We start from the raw sequence: 16770 nt of genomic DNA, 5'->3' as shown, positions 1-16770 counted from the left end.
CTAGGTCTCCAAGCCGCCGGAAGGACAGAAAATCTCCGCAAGCGTCGCCACCACCGCGATCGAAGCGGGGTCCTCGATCCGGTACCAGATAGTCTGGCCGTCGCGGCGGGTGGCCACGACGCCCTCCTCCCGCAGCACCGCGAGGTGCTGGGACAGGGCCGACTGAGAGAGGCCCACCAGGGGCTGTAGCTCCCCGACAGACCGCTCACCGCCGGTGAGCTGGCATAGGATCATCAGACGCCGCTCGTTGCCGAGGGCCCGAAGCAGCTTGGCCGCCTCGGAGGCTCGGGCCTCGAACAGTGTGATGTCGAAGTTCGCGAGATCGAACATGGCGCCAATATATTAGTTGTTTCTAATTTAGCAACATCTTATATATCGAGCCACAAGAGGAAGGCTCTGATCATGACCCCCAAGGTTCAAGCGTTTTTCGATCCGGCCACCTCCACCGCCACCTATCTGGTGTCGGACGGCAAGACTGCCGCGATCATCGATCCGGTGCTGGATTTCGAGCCCAAGGGCGGCAAGCTCTCCACCGGCTCGGCCGACGCGGTCCTCAAGGCCGTGAGCGACCAGGACCTCACCCTGGCCTATGTCCTGGAGACCCATGCCCACGCGGACCACCTGTCGGCGGCCGACCACATCCGCCGCAGGACCGGCGTGCCCGTGGTGATCGGCGCGGAGATCACCAAGGTGCAGAAGGTGTTCGCGCCCTTCTTCGAGATGGAGAATTTGGCGCCCGCAGGGGCGGACTTCGATCGACTGGTCAAGGACGGCGACGAACTGCCGCTCGGCGAGCTGGGCATACGGGTGCTACACACCCCAGGCCACACCCCGGCCTGCGTCACCTACCTGATCGGCGACGCCGCTTTCGTGGGCGACACCCTGTTCATGCCCGACTACGGCACTGCCCGGGCCGACTTCCCCGGCGGGGACGCCGCCACCCTCTACCGTTCCATCCGCAGGATCATGACCTTGCCGCCGCAGACCCGCGTCTTCGTGGGTCACGACTATCTGCCGGCCGGCCGCACGGAGGTCGCCTGGGAAAGCACTGTTGCGGACGAGAAGGCCCACAACATCCACGCCCATGACGGTGTCGACGAGGCTGACTTCGTCGCCATGCGCCAGGCCCGCGACGCCACCCTGGCGCCGCCGACCCTGATCCTGCCGTCGCTGCAGGTGAACATCCGGGCCGGCGCCCTGCCGGCGCCCTCGCCCGGCGGTCACATTTTCCTCAAACTGCCGGTGACCATGGCCTAGAGCCCAGCCCCGTCACGATGGATCATCGTGACGGGAGAAGATGGGCTCCAGACAAAGCCGACGACCCTGTTCATCCCGTCTGACTTGATTCAAGGCGGGACAGGGTCTAGGTCTGGGCGGCCTCCTCCGCGCGGTCTAGAGGAGTTGAATGACCCGCATCCTCCTGCTCGGCTGCGCCGGCAGCGGCAAGACCACCCTGGCGCGCCGCTTGTCGGAGAAGACTGGGGCGCCGGTGATTGACCTGGACGCCATCTGGCGCGGAAAGACCCAGGAGACGCCGGAGTTCCGCGCGACGCTGGCGGAACGGCACGTCGCCGACGCCTGGATCAGCGACGGCAACTTCGCCGCCGTGACCTTCGACCTGCGGATGCCGAGGACCGACCTGGTAGTGTGGCTGGACCGCCCTCGCCTCACCTGCGCCTGGCGCGCGATCACGCGGGTGTTCCGGAAGGGCGAGATGCACCAGCGCGGCGATCTCCTCACGGTGCTGAAGTTCATCTGGGGTTTCGACCGCCAAAACCGGCCACGCATAGAGGCGCTGCGGCTGCAATACGGACCCGATGTACCGGTCGTCCGGCTGCGGACCGACCAGGACGTCGCGGCCTTCGTGGATGCGCTCTGAGGTCCGATGCATCGGATCAATCCTGGGTCCTCTGCGACGAGGGCATCTGCCATAGTCATGCCTTCCGATGAGGCCTGGCGACCAGCAAGCTCAGGTGGCAGGCTGGCGTTGAGGAACCGCCACCGTGCGACCGCGTTGAGCTCTCCGACGGACGGACACATGTCCAACCAAGGAGCTCACCCCATGCGCAAGACCCTACTCGCCGCCGGCATCGCCGCGGCCGCCCTGCTTCCCACCTTCGCCCTGGCACAACAGACCTGCGAACAGTCCAACAACAACCGCATCGCCGGCACGGTGATCGGGGCTGGCCTCGGCGCCATCCTCGGCAGCCAGGTCGCCGGCCACGGCGCCAAGACCGAGGGTTCGGTGATCGGCGCCATCGGCGGCGGCGTGCTGGGCAACCAGATCGCCAAGTCGCGCAGCAACTGCACCAGCGCCAATGCCTATGGCTACTACGACGCCAATGGCGCCTGGCACGCCAACAGCGTCGATCGCGCCAGCGCGGCCGGCTATTACGACCGTGACGGCCGTTGGGTCGATGGCGCGCCGAGCGGCTACTATGACAGCCAGAACCGCTGGATCGCCGCCAACACCAACGCCTCGGCCAGCGGCTACTATGACGGCAACGGCCACTATGTCCCGGCCTCCGCCAGCGGCTATTACGACGCCAACGGCCAATGGGTCGGCGCCTCGTCCAGCGGCTACTACAATTCCAACGGCCGCTGGGTCGCCGGTCCGGCCACGGGCCGCTATGACGCCAACGGCCGCTGGATCGAGGGTCAACCCGCCGGCCACCGCGCCGCCAACGGCATGTGGGTGGCGGACGCCCAGACCGGCTACTACAACAGCAACGGTCGCTGGGTCGCCGGTCCGGCCACGGGCTACTACGATGCCCAGGGTCGCTGGGTCGCCACCGCCCCCTCGGCGGGAAGCTATGGCCAAAACGCCTCTTACCAACAAGGTTCCGGCTGGGCCGGCGCGCCGATGGACATCCGTGGCCGTCAGGCCTGGCTGCAGCAGCGCATCCAGCGTGGTCTGAACGATGGTTCGCTGTCGCGCGCCGAGGCCGATAACGCCATGCGCCAGCTGAACATGATCAGCCGTCAGGAACGCGGCATGCGCCACTACCGCAACGGCCGTCTGGGCGCCCGTGATACGGCCACCATTCAAGCCCGGCTCGACCACGTCGCGGCTGACATCCGCTCGGACCGCCGGGATGGCGACAGCATCCCGCATAACTGATAGAGACCGTACGATCCAGGCTTCGGCCCGGTGACGCCTTGGGCCCCTGACGATGTCAGGGGCCCAATTGCGTTCGGACCTGGCGTCTTTTCAGATTTTGTGGGGTTGAGAGCACGAGCGCCGCGCCTAGGCTCGGAAGATTGAAACCTCGCGAGGCTGCATATGCTCGATCTCCATTACTGGCCGACCCCGAACGGCAAGAAGGTCACCGTCCTTCTGGAAGAACTGCAGGTTCCCTACAATATCGTGCCGGTGAACATCGGCCGCGGCGACCAGTTCACCGACGCCTATCTGAAAATCGGCCCCAACAACCGCATGCCGGTGCTGGTGGACCATGAGCCCACGGGCGGCGGCGAGCCGATCAGCGTGTTCGAGAGTGGCTCGATCATGATGTACCTGGCCGAGAAGTACGGGAAGTTCTGGCCCCAGGACGTGCGCGGCAAGTACGAGGTCAACCAGTGGGTGGTCTGGCAGATGGCCAACCAGGGGCCGAAGACCGGCGAGCGCGGCCACTTCAGCCGCGTCGATCCCAAGCACGGCGACCAGTCCTACGCCCAGCGTCGCTTCAACGACGAGGTGCACCGCATGTACGGGGTGCTGAACAACCGGCTCTATGACCGCCCCTGGATCGCCGGGGACGAATACTCGATCGCCGACATGATCTGCTATCCGTGGACCGCCAGCTGGGAACTGCAGGGCATCGACATGGGAGAGTTCAAGTATTTCAAGCGCTGGTTCGATGTGATGGCCGCCCGGCCCGCCGTCGTGAAGGGCATGGCGATCACCGCCGGCCCGCCCGAGGACCCGGCCACGGTGACACCGGAGGAGCGCGAGCGCCGCATGAAGCAGCTCTACAACCAGCGCGCCCGGCCCGCGCCCGCCGCCTGATGGAGCCCCTCCCGGTCATCGAGATGAGCGCCCTGTTCGACCGCGGCGACGCGGCCGGCCGGGCGCGGGTGGCGGGGGAGATCACGGCCGCCTGCGAGGCGCACGGGTTCTTTTACCTGACGGGCCATGGCGTCAGCCTCGAAACCCTGGCGGACCTGGAGGCTCAGAGCCGGCGGTTCTTCGCCCTCCCCGAGGCGGAGAAGCTGCAGATCGACATGGCGCGTGGCGGCCGCGCCTGGCGGGGCTTCTTCCCGGTGGGCGGCGAGCTGACCTCGGGCGTGCCAGACCTGAAGGAGGGCCTCTATCTGGGGACTGACCTCGCGGCCGACCATCCTCGCCTGAAGGCCCGCCTGCCCTTGCACGGCGCGAACCTCTGGCCCGCCGCCCTGCCCGAGCTGAAGGTCGCCGCCGAGGCCTATATGGCCGGCGCGACACGGGCGGCGGCGGCGCTGATGGAGGGCTTTTCCCTCAGCCTGGGGCTCGATGACGACTACTTCCGCGACGCCTACACCCGTGAGCCGACGGTCCTGTTCCGCATTTTCCACTATCCGGCGCGCGGGCCCGGCGAGGGTGACTGGAGCCGGTCCTGGGGCGTGGGAGAACACACCGACTACGGGCTGCTGACCCTGCTGGCGCAGGACGCGTTCGGCGGCCTGCAGGTCAAGGCGCCGGGCGGCTGGATCGAGGCCCCGCCCATCGAGGGCGCCCTGGTCTGCAACATCGGCGACATGCTGGAGCGGCTGACCGGCGGCCGCTACCGCTCGACGCCGCACCGGGTGAGGAACGTAAGCGGCCATGACCGCCTGTCCTTCCCGCTGTTCTTCGATCCCGACTTCACCGCGAAAATGGCGCCCCTCCCCGGCATCGCCGTCACCACTGGCGCAGACGGCCGATGGGACGGCGCCAGCGTGCACGACTTCGACGGGACCTATGGCGACTACCTGCTCGGCAAGGTCGCCAAGGTGTTTCCGAACCTGGTGGACGAGGCGCTGGGCTAGGCGGGCTCGGCGGCCCACCCGGCGCGCAAGGCCAAGTCGTCCGCAGTTATCCTACCTGGCCCGATAGACCACCTTGCCACCCACTACCGTCATCACCGCGTGGGCCTTGGCGATGTCGGGGAACGGGGCGGTCATCAGGTCTACCGAGAAGACCGAGATGTCCGCGGCCTTGCCGACCGCCAGATCGCCTAGGTCCTTTTCGCGGAACACGGCATAGGCTGCGCCCTTGGTGATCATGGCGAGCGCCTGGGGCCGGGTCAGCACCTCGTCGAGGCCCCAGTCGGGACCAGCGAAGCCCTTCAGGTCATGCCGGTAGGTGGCGGCATAGAACTCCACCAAGGGGTCGCCTTTCTCCACCGGCGCGTCGGTGCCGGCGGCCATGTGGGCGCCACTGGCCCAGAGGTCATGCCAGGCATAGGCGCCCTTCAGCCGGGCCTCCCCCAGACGGGCCGGGGCGAAATAGAGGTCGCCGATGGCGTGGGAGGGCTGCATCGAAGCGATGACGCCAAGGTCGGCGAAACGCGGCAGGTCGCCGGGTGATAGCACCTGGGCGTGTTCGATACGCCAGCGGGCGGCCCGCAGCTGGGCCGGGTCGCCGTCGAAGGCAGTCTCGAAGGCGTCCAGCACCAGGCGGTTGCCGCGGTCGCCGATGGCGTGGATGGCGATCTGGGCGTGGGACTTGCGCGCCGCGGCCAGGGTCTTGGCGATCACGTCGGGCGGGGTCAGCAGCAGGCCGGTCCCCGGGGCGTCGTCGTAGGGCGCCAGCAGGGCCGCGCCCCGCGAGCCCAGCGCGCCATCCATGTACATCTTGACGCCGTCCACCCGCACCAGGCCGGTGGGATCTGCGGACGGCCCGGTGGTCAGCAGGGTCCCCTGGCTGGACAGGTCCATGAAGTTGTCCACCCGGATCGGCAGGGTCCCGGCGGCGGCCATGTCCTTGAGAATGGCCACGTCCTTGGCCGCGACGCTGACGCTGTGCAGGCCGGTCCAGCCACGGGAGGCGTAGAGGTCGACGGCACGCCTGGCGGCCTCCCGCATCTGGGCCTCAGACGGCGGCGGGACCTTGGAGGTGACGAGCGACTTGGCGTTGTCCACCAGCATGCCGGTGGGCTCGCCCTTGGCGTCGCGCAGGATCTGGCCGCCGGCGGGATCTGGGGTGTCGCGGGTGATGCCGGCCAGGGCCAGCATCTTGGAATTGACCACCAGGGCGTGGCCGTCGGAGCGGCCCAGCACCACCGGGCGGTCGGAGACCACGGCGTCGAGGTCGGCGCGGTTGGGGAAGCGCTTCTCCGGATAATGGGTCTCGATCCAGCCGCGGCCCGACAGCACCTCCGGCCCCGGATGGGCCAGCGACCAGGCCTTCACCTTGGCGGTCATCTCGGCGATGGAGAGCGTGCCCTCCAGGTTCAGGGTCATTTCGCGGAAGCCGATGCCCATGAGGTGGGCGTGGGCGTCGACGAAGCCGGGATAGGCCGCGGCGCCCTTCAGGTCGATGGACTGCGCCTTGCCCGCCGCCTTGCGGGCGTCAGCCAGGGCGCCGGTGAAAGCCACCTTGCCGTCCTTGACCACCAGGGCCTCGACCTTCGGCTGAGCCTCCAGGCCGGTATAGATCGGACCGCCGAAGATCAGCAGGTCGGCGGCCTGGGCGGCGCTGGTCACGGCGAGGCCAGCAATCAGGGCGAGGCAGGCAAACTTCAGGCGCATGATGTCCGATCCCGTGTGAGCGCGGCATAGAGCCACGATCCAACCCAGCCTGGAAATGGCCCGGCGTGAATTTCCAGCGCTTTCGCCGACCTGCCTTTCCGGAGAGCTTGGCCGGCCGCCAAGCGGTCGAAGGTGCTCTGACCCCACCCTCGCCGGCTTGCGCTTCCAGAGGCGATAAGCGGCCTCAACCGCTCCGATCCGAAAGTCCGTGCTCGCGAAAGGAGCGAGCGCGGCGGAGGGGCCAGCCCCCCCGCATCCTCAGCGCGGCAGCTTGCTCGCGCCCATCAGGAAGGTATCCACGGCCTGGGCGCACTGACGGCCCTCGCGGATCGCCCAGACCACCAGGGACTGGCCGCGCCGCATGTCGCCGCAGGAGAAGATGTTGGGCGTCGAGGTCTTGTAGTCGGTGACCGGGGCTTTGACGTTGCCTCGCGGGTCGATCTCGACCCCGGCCTGCTCGGTGAAGGCGTTATGCTTGGGCGAGACGAAGCCCATGGCCAGCAGGACGAGGTCGGCCTTCAGCTGGAAAGCGCTGCCTTCGACTTCCTTCAGCACCTGACGGCCGTCGGCGCCTGGGGCCCACTCCATCCGCACGCACTCCAGGGCCTCGATCTTGCCGTTGGAGCCGATGGCCCGCTTGGTGGCCACGGCGAAGTCGCGCTCGCAGCCTTCTTCGTGGCTGGACGAGGTGCGCAGCTTGAGCGGCCAGTCCGGCCAGGTCATGAACTTGTTCTCCCGGGCCGGGGGCTCGGGCATGATTTCCAGCTGGGTCACCGAGGCCGCGCCATGGCGGTTGGAGGTGCCGATGCAGTCGGAGCCGGTGTCGCCGCCGCCGATCACCACCACATGCTTGCCGGTGGCGGATATGGCGCCGGTGGGCGCGGCGCGCAGTTCGTCGTCGCCGGCGTTGCGCTTGTTCTGCTGGACCAGGAAATCCATGGCGTAGTGGATGCCGTCCAGTTCGCGGCCGGTGACCTCCAGGTCGCGCGGGTTTTCGGCCCCGCCCGCCATCACCAGCACGTCATAGTCGTCCAGCAGGCGCTGGACCGAGACCGAGACGCCGATCTCCATATTGGTGCGGAAGATGACGCCTTCGGCCTCCATCTGCGCCACGCGGCGGTCGATGAGGTGCTTTTCCATCTTGAAGTCGGGAATGCCGTAGCGGAGCAGCCCCCCGATGCGGTCGCTCTTTTCGAACACCGTGGTGGCGTGGCCGGCGCGGGCCAGTTGCTGGGCGCAGGCCATGCCGGCGGGGCCAGAGCCCACCACCGCGACGCGCTTGCCGGTGCCGCGCGGCGACATCTGCGGCGTGATCCAGCCCTCTTCCCATCCCTTGTCGACGATGGCGCACTCGATGGTCTTGATGGTGACCGGCGTGTCGATGATGTTCAGGGTGCAGGACGCCTCGCAGGGGGCGGGGCAGACGCGGCCGGTGAACTCCGGGAAGTTGTTGGTGGACTGGAGGTTCTCCAGCGCCGTCTTCCACTGCTCGCGATAGACCAGGTTGTTGAAGTCGGGGATCTGGTTATTCACCGGACAGCCGGTGTGGCAGAACGGAATCCCGCAGTCCATGCAGCGCGCAGCCTGCTTGTTCAGGCTCTCCTGCGGCAGCGGATGGACGAATTCCTTCCAGTTGCGAAGACGGTCCTGCGGCTTTTCATAGCCACGATCCTGGCGCTCGATTTCCAGGAAGCCGGTGGGCTTGCCCATGGGTTTACTCCGACTCTGAAATTCTATTCGGCGGCGACGGCGGCGGCCGCCAGACGCTCGGCGGCCATATCGGTGAGCGCCCGGCGATAGTCCTTGGGCATGACCTTCACGAAGGAGGTCAGGCAGGTGTCCCAGTTTTCCAGGATCTCCCTGGCCCGCGCGCTGCCCGTATAGAGCAGGTGGCGTTCCACCAGGATCTTCAGGCGCTCGGCGTCGAAGGCCAGCATGTCGCCCATGCCGTTGTTCTCCACCGAGATGGACCGCTGGCTGGGACGGCCCGCATCCTCGGCGCCGCCGCTGGCCGGGGACACCTTCTCGATGTCCACCATCGCGGGGTTGCACAGCGGGGTGAAGCGGCCCTTGGGATCGTAGACATAGGCGATGCCGCCCGACATACCGGCCGCGAAGTTGCGCCCGGTGTCCCCCAGCACCACCACCACGCCGCCGGTCATGTATTCACAGCCGTGGTCGCCCGTACCCTCCACCACCGTGACGGCGCCGGAGTTGCGGACGGCGAAGCGTTCACCGGCCACGCCCTGGAAATAGGCTTCGCCGGCGATGGCGCCGTAGAGCACGGTATTGCCGACGATGATGTTCTGGGTCGGATCGCGGCGGCTTTCCTTGGGCTGACGCACGACCACCCGGCCGCCCGACAGCCCCTTGCCCACATAGTCGTTGCCGTCGCCGATCAGTTCCAGGCTGACGCCTCGGGCGGCGAAGGCGCCGAAGCTCTGGCCCGCCGCCCCGTGGAAGGTCAGGGAGATGGTGTCTTCCGGCAGGCCGGCGTGGCCATAGGCGCGGGCCACCTCGCCCGAGAGCATGGCGCCGACCGTGCGGTTGATGTTCTTGATCGGATACTCGCCGCGCATGGGCGTGCGGTTGGCCAGGGCGTCCTTGGCGTCGGCGATCAGGGTGTTGTCCAGCGCCTTGTCCAGGCCGTGGTCCTGGCGGTCCTGGTTCCACAGGCCCTTGGGCTCGCCGGGTTGAACCTCGTGCAGGATCTTCGACAGGTCGACGCCGCTGGCCTTCCAGTGGTCGACCGCCTCGCGCATGTCCAGGCGGCTCACCTGGCCGATCATCTCGTTCATCGTCGCGAAGCCGAGGCTGGCCATGATCTCGCGCAGCTCTTCGGCGACGAAGAAGAAGTAGTTGATCACGTGCTCGGGCTGGCCGGTGAACCGGGCGCGCAGGATCGGGTCCTGGGTCGCCACGCCGACGGGGCAGGTGTTCAGGTGGCACTTGCGCATCATGATGCAGCCGGCCGCGATCAGCGGCGCGGTGGCGAACCCGAACTCGTCGGCCCCGAGCAGGGCGGCGACGGCCACGTCACGGCCGGTGCGCAGGCCGCCGTCGGCCTGGACCGCCACGCGGGTGCGCAGGCCGTTCAGCAGCAGGGTCTGCTGGGTCTCGGCCAGGCCGATCTCCCAGGGGGAGCCGGCGTGGGTGAGCGAGGTCAGGGGCGAGGCCCCGGTGCCGCCTTCAAAGCCTGAGATGGTGATGTGGTCGGCGCGCGCCTTGGCCACGCCGGCCGCCACCGTTCCGACGCCCACTTCCGACACCAGCTTCACGGAGATGCGGGCCTTGGAGTTGGCGTTCTTCAGGTCGTGGATGAGCTGGGCCAGGTCCTCAATGGAATAGATGTCGTGGTGCGGCGGCGGCGAGATCAGGCCGACGCCAGGCGTGGAGTGCCGCACGCGGGCGATATTGGCGTCCACCTTGTGACCGGGCAGCTGGCCGCCCTCCCCGGGCTTGGCGCCCTGAGCCATCTTGATCTGGATGTCGTCGGCGTTGACCAGGTACTCGGTGGTCACCCCAAAGCGTCCCGAGGCCACCTGCTTGATGGCCGAGCGCATGGAGTCGCCGTTGGGCAGAGGCTTGAAGCGGTCGGATTCCTCGCCGCCTTCCCCGGTGTTCGACTTGCCGCCGATCCGGTTCATGGCCATGGCCAGGGTCGTGTGGGCTTCGCGGCTGATGGAGCCGAAGCTCATGGCGCCGGTGGCGAAGCGCTTGACGATCTCGCTGGCCGGTTCGACCTGGTCGAGGCTCAGCGGGGTCTCCGCCAGCTTGAAGCGCATCAGGCCGCGGATGGTCAGCAGACGCTGGGACTGTTCGTTGATGCCGGCGGCGAAGGCCTTGTAGGCGTCCGGCAGGTTGCCGCGCACGGCATGCTGCAGCTGGCCAACGGTTTCCGGCGTCCAGGCGTGTTCCTCGCCGCGCAGGCGGAAGGCGTAGGTGCCGCCGACGTCCAGCATGGAGGCGTAGATCGGATTGTCGCCGAAGGCGTCGCGGTGGCGGCGCACGGCCTCCTCGGCGATCTGATAGAGGCCGATGCCTTCGATCGTCGTGGCGGTGCCGGTGAAGTACTGCTCGATCACCGTGGAGTTCAGGCCCACGGCGTCGAAGATCTGAGCGCCGCAATAGGACTGGTAGGTGGAGATGCCCATCTTGGACATCACCTTCAGCACGCCCTTGCCCACCGCCTTGATGTAGTTCTTGCGGACGTCATAGGCCGACAGGCTGTAGCCGTTGGCGACCCGCAGGTTCTCCAGGGTCTCGAAGGCGAGATAGGGGTTCACGGCCTCGGCGCCGTAGCCGGCCAGGACGCAGAAGTGATGCACTTCGCGGGCTTCGCCGGTCTCGATCACCAGGCCGGTCTGCATACGCAGGCCCTGACGGATCAGGTGGTGGTGCACCGCCGCCGTGGCCAGGGCGGCGGGGATGGCGATCCGGTCGCTCGACGTGGCCCGATCCGACAGGATCAGGATGTTCATGTCGGCCAGGACGTTGTCGGTGGCCTCGCGGCACAGACGGTCGAGCGCGCGTTCCAGGCCCGCGGGGCCTTCCTCGGCCGCCCAGGTGGCGTCGAGGGTGGCGGTGCGGAAGGCGCCGTCCAGCAGCTCGCTGATGGCGCGGATCTTGGCCAGGTCCTCATTGGTGAGGATCGGTTGGGAAACCTCCAGCCGCTTGTGGGTGCCGGCCTGCCGGCCCAGCAGGTTCGGACGCGGGCCGATCATCGAGACCAGGCTCATCACCAGCTCTTCGCGGATCGGGTCGATGGGCGGGTTGGTGACCTGGGCGAAGTTCTGCTTGAAGTAGTCGTAGAGCAGCTTGGCGCGCTTGGACAAAACCGCGATCGGAATGTCGCCGCCCATCGAGCCGATGGGGTCCTCGCCGGTCTGGGCCATGGGCTCCAGGAAGAAGGACAGGTCCTCCTGGGTGTAGCCAAAGGCCTGCTGGCGATCCAGCAGGTGGTTCGGGTCGTTGCCCAGCAGGGCTTCGGCGGCCGGGGCCTCAGGCAGGTCCTCCAGCTTGAACTGGGTCTGGGCCAGCCAATCGGCATAGGGCTCGGCGTCGGCGAGGGAGGCCTTGATCTCCTCGTCCTCGATGATCCGGCCTTCCTCCATGTCGATCAGCAGCATCTTGCCGGGCTGAAGGCGCCACTTGCGCACCACGCGCTCTTCCGGAACCACCAGCACGCCCATCTCCGAGGCCATGATCACATGGTCCTGGTCGGTGATGACGAAGCGGGCGGGACGCAGGCCGTTGCGGTCCAGCGTGGCGCCGATCTGGCGACCGTCGGTGAAGGCCACGGCGGCGGGGCCGTCCCACGGCTCCATCAGGGCGGCATGGTACTCGTAGAAAGCCTTGCGCTTGGGATCCATCAGCGGATTGCCGGCCCAGGCTTCCGGGATCAGCATCATGACAGCGTGGGCCAGCGGATAGCCGCCGGCCACCAGCAGTTCCAGGGCGTTGTCCAGGCAGGCGGTGTCGGACTGGCCGTGCGGGATCAGCGGCCACATCTTGTTGAGGTCGGGGCCCAGCAGATCGCTTTCCAGCGTGCGGCGGCGGGCGTTCATCCAGTTGACGTTGCCGCGCACGGTGTTGATCTCGCCGTTGTGGGCGATGAACCGGTAGGGGTGCGCCAGCTTCCAGGACGGGAAGGTGTTGGTGGAGAAGCGCTGGTGGACCAGCGCCAGGGCCGACTCCGTCAGCGGGTTGATCAGGTCGGTGTAGAAGGCGCCAACCTGGTGGGCGAGAAGCAGGCCCTTATAGACCACCGTCCGCGTCGAGAACGACGGCAGGTACAGCTGGGTCAGGCCCGGCAGGTTCTTCTTCAGCGCCAGCTCGGCCAGCGGGTTCTGCAGCTGCTTGCGGATGGTCAGCAGCTTCCGTTCGAAGGCGTCCTGGTCCTTGGTCCCGGGGCCGCGGCCGACGATGGCCTGACGGATCACCGGCATCTCGGCCAGCACGGCCTCGCCCAGGCCCGTGGTGTCGACGGGCACGTCGCGCCAGGCGATGAAGACCTGGCCCTCGACCTTCAGGAAGTGCTCGAACTGGCTGACCGCCACGGCCCGCGCGGCGTCGTCCTGCGGCATGAAGCACATGGCCACGGCATAGTCGCCCGGCGCCGGCAGGGTGACGCCTTCCTTGCCGGCCCAGTCGCGCAGCAGGGCGTCGGGCATCTGAATCAGAATCCCGGCGCCGTCGCCCACCAGCGGATCGGCGCCGACCGCGCCGCGGTGGTCGAGGTTGATCAGGATTTCCAGCCCGGCGGTCACGACCTCATGCGATTTGCGGCCCTTGATATTGGCCACAAACCCCACACCGCACGCATCGTGTTCATTGCGCGGGTCGTACAGACCTTGCCGTTCCGGAGCTCCCATGCGGGTCCCTCATTCTAATACAAGCAGGCGTTACAGGCATGCGACCGCACGGCCGAACCCGGCCGTGAAACGCACGTTCGCGCGGCCATTACCGGCAAGATCGACCCTTGTCGATGGGTCTGAACCTATGGATTTGAAAAGTTTTTCTAAGTTGCGAGGTCGAGAAGCGTTTTGTCCGCCTCCCGCGCATTGCGACAGCCAGTGAGCACCATGGCCGTCGAAAGCTCGCTGCGCAGGGTTCCCAGCATGCGGGCCACCATCTTCTCACCGCCCGCCCCCAGGGCATAGGCCCAGGCCCGGCCGACGAAGCAGGCCTTGGCGCCCATTGAGAGCGCTTTCAGCACGTCCAGGCCCGAGCGAATTCCGCCGTCCAGATAGACCTCCAGATCGCTCCCCACCGCGTCGGCCACCGCCGGCAAGGCCGAGATCGAGGAGCGCACGCCGTCCAGCTGGCGGCCGCCATGGTTCGACACGATAAGGCCCTGAGCGCCGGCCGACCGGGCGTCGCGGGCGTCCTGCGGATCCAGCACGCCCTTGATCACGATGGGCCCGTCCCAGGTCTTGCGCACCCAGTCGAGGTCGGCCCAGGTCACCGAGCGGTCGAAGTTCTTGGCGATCCAGGCGAGGAAGTCGGTGACCCCGCCGGCCTTGGGCACGGCATTGGCGACGCTGCCCAGGCTGTGGGGGCGGCCGTGCAGCCAGACGTCCCAAAGCCAGTCGGGATGGGTCACCCCCTGCCAGGCGGTGTTCAACGCCCCGGAAATTCCGCTCGATCCGGTGAAGCCCGATCGCACATCACGATAGCGCGAGCCGGGCAGCGGCAGGTCGACGGTGAAGACCAGGACCGGGCAGCCGGCCGCCTTGGCCCGCGCGATCAGCTGCGCCATGTAGCCACGGTCCTTGAGCATATAGAGCTGGAACCAGGGCGCCGCGCCGCTGGCCGCCACCTCCTCCACCGAGCAGACGCCAACGGTGGACAGGCAGAAGGGCACGCCCAGGCTGGCCGCGGCCTTGGCCGCCTGCACCTCGCCGCGCCGAGCGTACATGCCGGCCATGCCGACCGGCGACAGGCCCACCGGGAAGGCCAGCTTCTGGCCCAGGGTCTCGATGCTCAGGTCCAGCTGGCTCATGTCGCGCATCACCCGCTGGCGCAGGGCGATGGCCTCCATGTCGGCGACGTTCCGCTTCAGGGTGACCTCGGCATAGGAGCCGCCGTCGATATATTCGAAGAACATCGGCGGCAGCCGGCTGCGCGCCAGCTCGCGATAGTCGGAGACCGAGGCCGGGGTCATGGCCGCCCTTCCCGTGGATGCCAGATATCTTCGTAAGGCGCGCCGGGCGGGTTTACAAATGTTCTACTTTTGTTCTAGCGTGACGGCATGCACATCCGACTCGCCCTCCCCTCCGATCTGGCGCCGACCCGGGACCGGCTGCGCAGCGTCCTGGGCCCGCAGCGGCCCGAACATCAGCTCGATCCGGTGTCGCAACTCATCAAGTCGCTGCTGAGCGCGCGTACCTATGACGAGGTGTCCTGGGCGGCCTTCATCCGGCTGCGGGCGGCCTACCCGGACTGGGAGGCCCTGGTCCACGCCACGCAGGCGGAGCTGGAGCCGGTGATCGATCCCGTCACCTTCGCCGACCAGAAGGCCCGCCAGCTGCCAATCCTGATCCGCGTGCTGCTGCTGAAGCGCGGTGAGCTGAACCTAGACTTTCTGGCCACCGAGCCGGTGGACGAGGCCATGGCCTGGCTGATGCGCCTGCCGGGCGTGGGGGTAAAGATCGCCGCCTCGGTGCTGAACCTCAGCACCATGAACCGCCGTGCCCTGGTGGTGGACACCCACGTTCACCGCGTTGCGCGCCGCCTGGGGCTCACGGGCCGCACCGGCGATGCGCGGGAGGCCTATGACAGCCTGATGGATCAGGCGCCGCCCGAGTGGCAGGGGGAGCAGTTCTACGAGCTCCATTGGCTGCTCAAGGGCCATGGCCAATCACTCTGCACCCACTTCGACCCCGCCTGTGGGCTCTGCGCCCTGCACGAGGTCTGCCCCCGGGTCGGCGTCTCCGGCGATCAGGAGCGCCAGGTCATCGCCTTCGACGCCTGAGCGGCGCCCGCGCATCGAAATTCACGGTTCGGCTTTCATCCGAAGCGGTGCATCTGCTATTGGCGCGCGCCTGCGCCGTTGGAGCCGGGCGCGAGCCGGGCTAGGTTCGCCGCGAGACACCGCTTTGCGGATTCTGAGGAGCTATTGATGACCGTCCAACGTCCCTGGGCCCTGATGCGCCACCACGCCGGCTGGGCCGACGTCTTCCACATCGACAGTGAGAGCACGGACTCCATCACCGGTTTCTATCCCGACCGCGAGACCGTAGGCCCGCCGGTGACCTATAGCGTGCGCGCCATCCTCGCCCGCTTCGAGACCATGGAGGCCGCCCGCGCCGCCCGCGAGGGCGCAGTTCTGGAATGGCGCAAGCACGACGCCGCCGTCCGTGATGCCGAAACCACTCTGCGCGACGCCGAGAAGGCCCGCGAAGACGCCTGGCTCACCTGCCTGAAGGGCGCCGCAGCCTAAGCTTGCCCATCCCGGCCGGGCTTCCCACCTATGGGATGAAGCTTGGCCGGGAGACTCCTCATGTTCGATCATCTGTCCGTGGGTGTCCGCGACCTGGCCGCCGCCCGCCGGTTCTATGACGCCTTCTTCGCCCCGCTGGGCTGCGCCAACACCTTCGCGGCCGAGGCCGAGCTGGCCTACGGCCCGGGCGGCCTCCGGCAGTTCTACCTCTATCCGGTGACCGGCGGTCAGGTGGCCGGCCTCGGGACCCACATCGCCTTGAGCGCCAACAGCCGCTCAGCGGTGGACGCGGCCTATGCCGCGGCCCTTGCCCAGGGCGCGACCGTGGTCCGCGTGGCGGGCCTGCACCCCGACATCGCGGCCGACTATTACGGCGCGGTGCTGCTCGATCCAGACGGCAACAAGCTCGAGATCGTCGCCGACACGATGCACTAGACCTTCGGAAGCTTCAGCCCTCTGGCGATCAGCCAGGCGGCGGCGACCGCGATCAGCACCCCCAGCACGAACCGCCAGGCCGGCGCGAAGGTCAGCGTGGGCGCGGGACCGATGAACCGGCGCTTGCCGGTGATCATGGCGGTGATCAGGTTCTGGCGCTTCCACAGGGCGTAGAAGGCGATGGCCGCCAGGTGCAGGACCACCAGCCCCTGTAGCACCCGAAACGACAGCTCATGCCATTCCGAGGCCAGGCGGCCGGTGTCGAAGTCCACCATGTACGAGAGCGGACCTGACTCGATGCCGTCGATGTCGGTGGCGAACAGGCCCAGCCCCGCCTGAACGATCATTACCAGCAATAGCAAGACAACACTGATCGCCCCCACTGGGCTGTGACCCACTAGGTCGGCCGCGGTGCGCTTGCCCATGGTCGTAAGGTAGCGGGCGGTCGCCCCCGGCCCCTTCACGAACTGCGAGAACCGCGCCGTCTGCGACCCGAAGAAGCCCCAGTACAGCCGGAAGACCAGCAGGCCGATGACCCCGTAGCCCGCCAGGACATGGATCTGCATCTGCTGGCCGCCGCTGAGCCAGGCCGTGACGATCAGCACCGCCAGTGACCAGTGGGTGATCCGGGTCGGCAGGTCCCAGAGCTTGGTGGGCGCCGAGGGTGTCTCGCTCATGAG

At 67.7% G+C, this 16770-nt stretch carries 14 protein-coding genes; 8 read left to right on the top strand and 6 right to left on the bottom strand.

Annotated elements, in window-relative coordinates; all coding sequences use genetic code 11:
- Positions 1 to 330: an ArsR/SmtB family transcription factor gene (locus tag JKL49_RS08075; protein ID WP_215339698.1), complete on the bottom strand. Its 330-nt coding sequence runs from the start codon at positions 328 to 330 to the stop codon at positions 1 to 3.
- 72 nt (positions 331 to 402) lie between these two features.
- Between JKL49_RS08075 and JKL49_RS08070 the strand changes: the two genes are divergently transcribed.
- From JKL49_RS08070 to JKL49_RS08050, 5 genes are all read left to right on the top strand, one after another.
- A complete protein-coding gene (locus JKL49_RS08070) occupies positions 403 to 1257 on the top strand; it encodes an MBL fold metallo-hydrolase (protein WP_215339697.1) in 855 nt (284 codons plus the stop codon).
- Between the two features lie 148 nt (positions 1258 to 1405).
- On the top strand, positions 1406 to 1879 hold the full coding sequence (locus JKL49_RS08065) for an AAA family ATPase (RefSeq protein WP_215339696.1): 474 nt from the start codon (positions 1406 to 1408) through the stop codon (positions 1877 to 1879).
- 183 nt (positions 1880 to 2062) lie between these two features.
- Positions 2063 to 3121 (top strand): YMGG-like glycine zipper-containing protein, encoded by a 1059-nt coding sequence (locus JKL49_RS08060; protein WP_249778053.1) that lies wholly within the window; start codon positions 2063 to 2065, stop codon positions 3119 to 3121.
- Between the two features lie 162 nt (positions 3122 to 3283).
- Entirely contained in the window at positions 3284 to 4009 is a 726-nt protein-coding gene (locus tag JKL49_RS08055) for a glutathione S-transferase N-terminal domain-containing protein (protein WP_215339692.1), read from the top strand.
- Positions 4009 to 5007, top strand: coding sequence for an isopenicillin N synthase family dioxygenase (locus JKL49_RS08050; RefSeq protein WP_215339690.1), 999 nt, complete (start codon positions 4009 to 4011; stop codon positions 5005 to 5007). Before JKL49_RS08055 ends, JKL49_RS08050 begins: the two co-directional genes overlap by 1 nt.
- A gap of 51 nt (positions 5008 to 5058) precedes the next feature.
- Here the strand turns inward: JKL49_RS08050 and JKL49_RS08045 are convergent, their stop codons facing one another.
- The 4 genes from JKL49_RS08045 to JKL49_RS08030 form a co-directional block, all read right to left on the bottom strand.
- On the bottom strand, positions 5059 to 6711 hold the full coding sequence (locus JKL49_RS08045; RefSeq protein ID WP_215339688.1) for an amidohydrolase: 1653 nt from the start codon (positions 6709 to 6711) through the stop codon (positions 5059 to 5061).
- Positions 6712 to 6969: 258 nt separating this feature from the next.
- Complete coding sequence (locus JKL49_RS08040; protein WP_215339686.1) at positions 6970 to 8421, bottom strand: glutamate synthase subunit beta; 1452 nt, start codon at positions 8419 to 8421, stop codon at positions 6970 to 6972.
- Positions 8422 to 8444: 23 nt separating this feature from the next.
- Complete coding sequence (gltB, locus tag JKL49_RS08035) at positions 8445 to 13085, bottom strand: glutamate synthase large subunit (protein ID WP_215339684.1); 4641 nt, start codon at positions 13083 to 13085, stop codon at positions 8445 to 8447.
- A 146-nt stretch (positions 13086 to 13231) separates the two neighbouring features.
- Positions 13232 to 14377, bottom strand: a complete 1146-nt coding sequence (locus JKL49_RS08030) for an L-lactate dehydrogenase (protein ID WP_215339682.1) — start codon at positions 14375 to 14377, stop codon at positions 13232 to 13234.
- An 87-nt stretch (positions 14378 to 14464) separates the two neighbouring features.
- Between JKL49_RS08030 and JKL49_RS08025 the strand changes: the two genes are divergently transcribed.
- The 3 genes from JKL49_RS08025 (at position 14465) to JKL49_RS08015 (ending at position 16090) form a co-directional block, all read left to right on the top strand.
- The gene (locus tag JKL49_RS08025) at positions 14465 to 15187 is read left to right on the top strand and encodes an endonuclease III domain-containing protein (RefSeq protein WP_215339680.1); all 723 of its coding nucleotides are present in this window, start codon (positions 14465 to 14467) and stop codon (positions 15185 to 15187) included.
- A gap of 147 nt (positions 15188 to 15334) precedes the next feature.
- A complete protein-coding gene (locus JKL49_RS08020; protein ID WP_215339678.1) occupies positions 15335 to 15655 on the top strand; it encodes a hypothetical protein in 321 nt (106 codons plus the stop codon).
- Between the two features lie 60 nt (positions 15656 to 15715).
- Positions 15716 to 16090, top strand: coding sequence for a VOC family protein (locus JKL49_RS08015; protein WP_215339676.1), 375 nt, complete (start codon positions 15716 to 15718; stop codon positions 16088 to 16090).
- Here the strand turns inward: JKL49_RS08015 and JKL49_RS08010 are convergent.
- Entirely contained in the window at positions 16087 to 16767 is a 681-nt protein-coding gene (locus JKL49_RS08010; RefSeq protein WP_215339674.1) for a cytochrome b/b6 domain-containing protein, read from the bottom strand. The genes JKL49_RS08015 and JKL49_RS08010 overlap by 4 nt on opposite strands.
- Positions 16768 to 16770 lie beyond the last annotated feature (3 nt).

The sequence above is a fragment of the Phenylobacterium glaciei genome, from assembly GCF_016772415.1.
Classification (GTDB): Bacteria; Pseudomonadota; Alphaproteobacteria; order Caulobacterales; family Caulobacteraceae; genus Phenylobacterium; species Phenylobacterium glaciei.
This window is presented reverse-complemented; position numbering and strand designations above follow the sequence as displayed.